General features: G+C 61.1%; 4 protein-coding genes. 2 read left to right on the plus strand and 2 right to left on the minus strand.

Going from position 1 to position 3555, the window contains the following annotated elements:
- Positions 1 to 67: 67 nt before the first annotated feature.
- A complete protein-coding gene (locus EJA70_RS12730; RefSeq protein WP_158831105.1) occupies positions 68 to 847 on the minus strand; it encodes a tellurite resistance TerB family protein in 780 nt (259 codons plus the stop codon).
- Between the two features lie 258 nt (positions 848 to 1105).
- Here EJA70_RS12730 and pcsA point away from each other — a divergent pair, with 258 nt between their 5' ends.
- Positions 1106 to 1828, plus strand: coding sequence for a phosphatidylcholine synthase (gene pcsA / locus EJA70_RS12735; protein ID WP_008082412.1), 723 nt, complete (start codon positions 1106 to 1108; stop codon positions 1826 to 1828).
- Between the two features lie 141 nt (positions 1829 to 1969).
- Here the strand turns inward: pcsA and EJA70_RS12740 are convergent, their stop codons facing one another.
- Positions 1970 to 2782: a class I SAM-dependent methyltransferase gene (locus tag EJA70_RS12740; protein ID WP_045123160.1), complete on the minus strand. Its 813-nt coding sequence runs from the start codon at positions 2780 to 2782 to the stop codon at positions 1970 to 1972.
- A gap of 234 nt (positions 2783 to 3016) precedes the next feature.
- On the opposite strand from EJA70_RS12740, the gene EJA70_RS12745 reads away from it, so the two are divergent.
- Positions 3017 to 3478, plus strand: a complete 462-nt coding sequence (locus EJA70_RS12745; protein ID WP_158831107.1) for a GNAT family N-acetyltransferase — start codon at positions 3017 to 3019, stop codon at positions 3476 to 3478.
- The last annotated feature ends 77 nt before the right edge of the window (positions 3479 to 3555 follow it).

A 3555-nucleotide genomic window follows, 5' to 3' on the forward strand; every position in this document is an offset into this window, starting at 1 on the left:
CCTGCGGCAGCTCCTACATGGAATCACCTGTAGGAGCTGCCGCAGGCTGCGATCTTTTGACGTTGCTTCAGTCCTGACCTTTGGCCTGCTGCTCCAGATGCACTTGCAAATCCGGATCAATCTGCAACGCCGCCGCCAGTTCATCGAGATAACTGCGTTCGGCGCCCTGCTGATCGTTCACCAGAATCACGCTGACCAGATACATCTCGGCGGCCACAGCAGGGTCGTCGTTGGCTGCTCGGGCGACTTCGTTCGCATCCAGCGGTTTGGCGACTTCGGTTTCAAACCACTGCTGCAATTGTGGATCGTCGGTGTGTTTGCTGATTTCAACGTTGATCATCTGCTGTTCCCGGTCATCGATCTCACCGTCAGCCTTGGCTGCCGCAATCAGCGCGCGCAGCACCGCATGGCTGTGTTCTTCCACCTCGGGGCCTGCAAGCAGATTGGCGGTTTGCGGGATCTGTTGCGGCGCCGCGCTGGCCTGGCTGCGTTGCCAGGCTTGATAAGCCTGATAAGCCATCATCCCCAGCGACGCGAGTGCCGCGTAATTGCTGCCGCCGGAACGGCTTTGCGTACCGCCCCCACCGCCACCACCGCCCAACGCCCCACCCAATGCGCCGCCCAGGCCACCGCCGGCCCCGCCGCCAAGCAACCCACCGAGCAAACCACCCAGGCCGCCAAGCCCACCAGCAGAGCCCGCGCCACTGGCAGCACCGGAACCGCCGCCGAGCAGGCCACCGAGCAAACCGCCGAGCCCGCCCAGCCCTGCGCCCGCTTGAGCGTTACCTTGTTGTCCAGCCGAGGCCTGGCCTCGCAGCAGTTGTTCGAGCAAATCGCTGGTGTTCATGACGTCATCCTCAGGCATTGGCAGTGACTGCGTCAGGCAACTCTAGACCTCTGCGGCCATAGCGCCAGCACCGTTTGGCCGACACTCAAGGCCTGGGCGGGTTTGCCCCGGGAATTTTTCCAGCCGCCAGCTAAGATTCAAGGGTGGTGAACCTTATCCCGGCCAGACCGGTCGATAGCTGCAACCCCGACCCGGTTTGCCGGCGCCCTTTGCCCAAGGGTGATAACCGGCTTGCTTCACTTTCTGGAGAACGCCCCCGTGATATCGACCGTACACATCGCCAGGCTCAAAGCATGGGGCGCCCATGGTTTTACCGCGACTGGCGTGGTCACAGCTTTCCTGGCCACCCTCGCCCTGCTGGAAAACCAACCGACCCATTGCCTGATGTGGCTGGGCGTGGCGCTGATCGTCGACGGCCTCGATGGTGCGCTGGCGCGCAAGGTCAATGTGCAATCGGTGCTGCCGAGCTTCGACGGTTCGATCCTCGATCTGGTGATCGATTACCTGACCTATGTGTTCATTCCGGCGCTGTTTATCTATCGCTACATTCCATTGCCTGACTACACCCTGCTGCTGACGGTGTCGCTGATTCTGGTGTCGTCGCTGTTCTGTTTCTGCAACGTCAATATGAAGAGCAAGGACAATTACTTTGTCGGCTTTCCGGCGGCGTGGAATGTGGTTGCGCTGTGCCTGTACATCATCGGCCCGGGACCATGGATTACCTTCCTGACGGTGATCGGCCTGGCGCTGTTGACGGTCACGCAGATGAAGTTCCTGCACCCGTTCCGCGTGCGCCGGTTCATGCCGATCAATATTGCGGTGACGGCGATCTGGCTGCTGTGCAGCTTGTCGCTGGTGCTCAATCACCCGGTGATCAACCCGCTGGTGATGGGCTTGTGGTTATTGATGTCGGCGTACTTTCTGGGCATCTGCATCTGGCGCACGGCACTGGAGTGGTTTGATCGGCCGCATCTGAAATAAGCCCCTCGAACTCAATACAAAACCTGTGGGAGCTGGCTTGCCAGCGATGGCGGTACACCCGTCGGCAAATAAGTCGACTGAATGTCCGTCATCGCTGGCAAGCCAGCTCCCACAGGGATTTCATTGATCCGGGGAGCGGCTTCAACGTTTGTTGATGACCACTTCCAGGTATTCGCTCGGCACCACCAGCGAACCCTCCCCCGCCCGGTTCGAGCGATTGAGCAACTCCGCCAGATCACTTTCCAGCGCCTGACCGCTCTCCGGCGGCAACGCTGCAAACGCTTTGTGCACCGGCCCGTACCAATGCCGGAAGATGTCGATGAAGTGCGCCGCCGAGCGATAACGGAAGTTGAATTCCCGCCGGCTGACCCGCACCAGAAATTCGCGATCATCGAAGTGCTTGTGCAGCCACGCGTCCGAGCCCCAGTTCGACGGTGGTTGCGCACCTGCCGGGGGCGGCAGATGGCGGCCGAGGATTTTGAACATCTGCCCGACGAAGCCTTCCGGCGTCCAATTGGCCAGACCAATCCGCCCGCCACGGCGACAGACCCTGCCCAACTCGGCGGCAGCCTTGTCCTGATCCGGGGCGAACATCACGCCGAAGGTCGAGAGCACCGCGTCGTAACTGTCATCTGCGAACGGCAGCGCCTCGGCGTCGGCGACTTGAAACGTCACGTCCAGATGCTCGGCCCGCGCTCGGTCCTGTCCGCGTTCCAACAGCGCCGCGACGTAATCGGTCGATGTGACCAGACACCCGCGCCGCGCCGCCGCCAGCGTCGCATTGCCGTTGCCGGCGGCGACGTCCAGCACCTGCTCATCGCAACGCAGATCACAGGCTTCGGCGAGGTTTTCGCCGACGATTTGCAAGGTGGTGCCGATCACGGCGTAGTCACCACTGGCCCAGGCGACTTTCTGGCGTTCCTTCAAGGCAGTCAGATCAATCGGGGTACTCATGAAGTCGAGCTCCGCTGCGTTCTTGTCATGGGTCACAGGGCTGTTCATGACCCTGCTCGGCCACTATCGCGCCGAGTCGTGCCGGCGTCCCTGTCAATCGTCCGGCAACCCTGTAAAACCGCGGCTTTGCCGATGAGTGGCGAGAATTTGTAAAGGCGCTGCAACACCTCCGGGATTGCCAGTGCCGACGGATTGGTTTCTGATGCACGCTCGCCTCTGCAACGGACTCACCTGATGTCACTGCACCTCGATTGGCTGGCTCATCACTTGCACCACAGCGACCGCTACGCCGAATGGATTCACCAACAGTTTCACTACGAATACGCCCACCAACCGTTAGCCGAATGGCAGCGCGAATTTGCCGAAGGGCAAAGCAACGGCGATTGGTCGTGCCTGATTGCCATGGACGGTGAACAGTTGGTCGGAGGCGCCGCGCTGGCCCGCGATGACTTGGCGCATCGGCCCGATCTGGGGCCGTGGCTGGCCTGCGTGTTCGTCGACCCCGAAGCGCGCGGCCAGGGTTTGGCGGAGCAACTGATTGAGGGAATTTGTCGGGAGGCGAAAGATCGTGGGATCGCGCGTCTGTACCTGCACACTCAGAACAAGCAGGACTACTACGCCAAGCGTGGCTGGCAGGTTCTGGAGCGGTTTCGCGCCTGGGACAACGAACAATGGCTGATGGTGCGCAACCTCTGAACCCGACACATTCCCCTGTAGGAGCTGCGGCACGCTGCGATCTTTTGATCTTGGTTTGAAGATCAAAAGATCGCAGC

Origin of the sequence: Pseudomonas sp. PB103, assembly GCF_009764635.1 — a bacterium.
Taxonomy (GTDB): Bacteria; Pseudomonadota; Gammaproteobacteria; order Pseudomonadales; family Pseudomonadaceae; genus Aquipseudomonas.

What these genes read in the sequence shown, in the direction of transcription:
- EJA70_RS12730 (WP_158831105.1), bottom strand. Translation starts at nt 847, where the DNA reads ATGAACACCAGCGATTTGCTCGAACAACTGCTGCGAGGCCAGGCCTCG.
- EJA70_RS12740 (WP_045123160.1), bottom strand. Translation starts at nt 2,782, where the DNA reads ATGAGTACCCCGATTGATCTGACTGCCTTGAAGGAACGCCAGAAAGTC.
- EJA70_RS12745 (WP_158831107.1), top strand. Translation starts at nt 3,017, where the DNA reads ATGTCACTGCACCTCGATTGGCTGGCTCATCACTTGCACCACAGCGAC.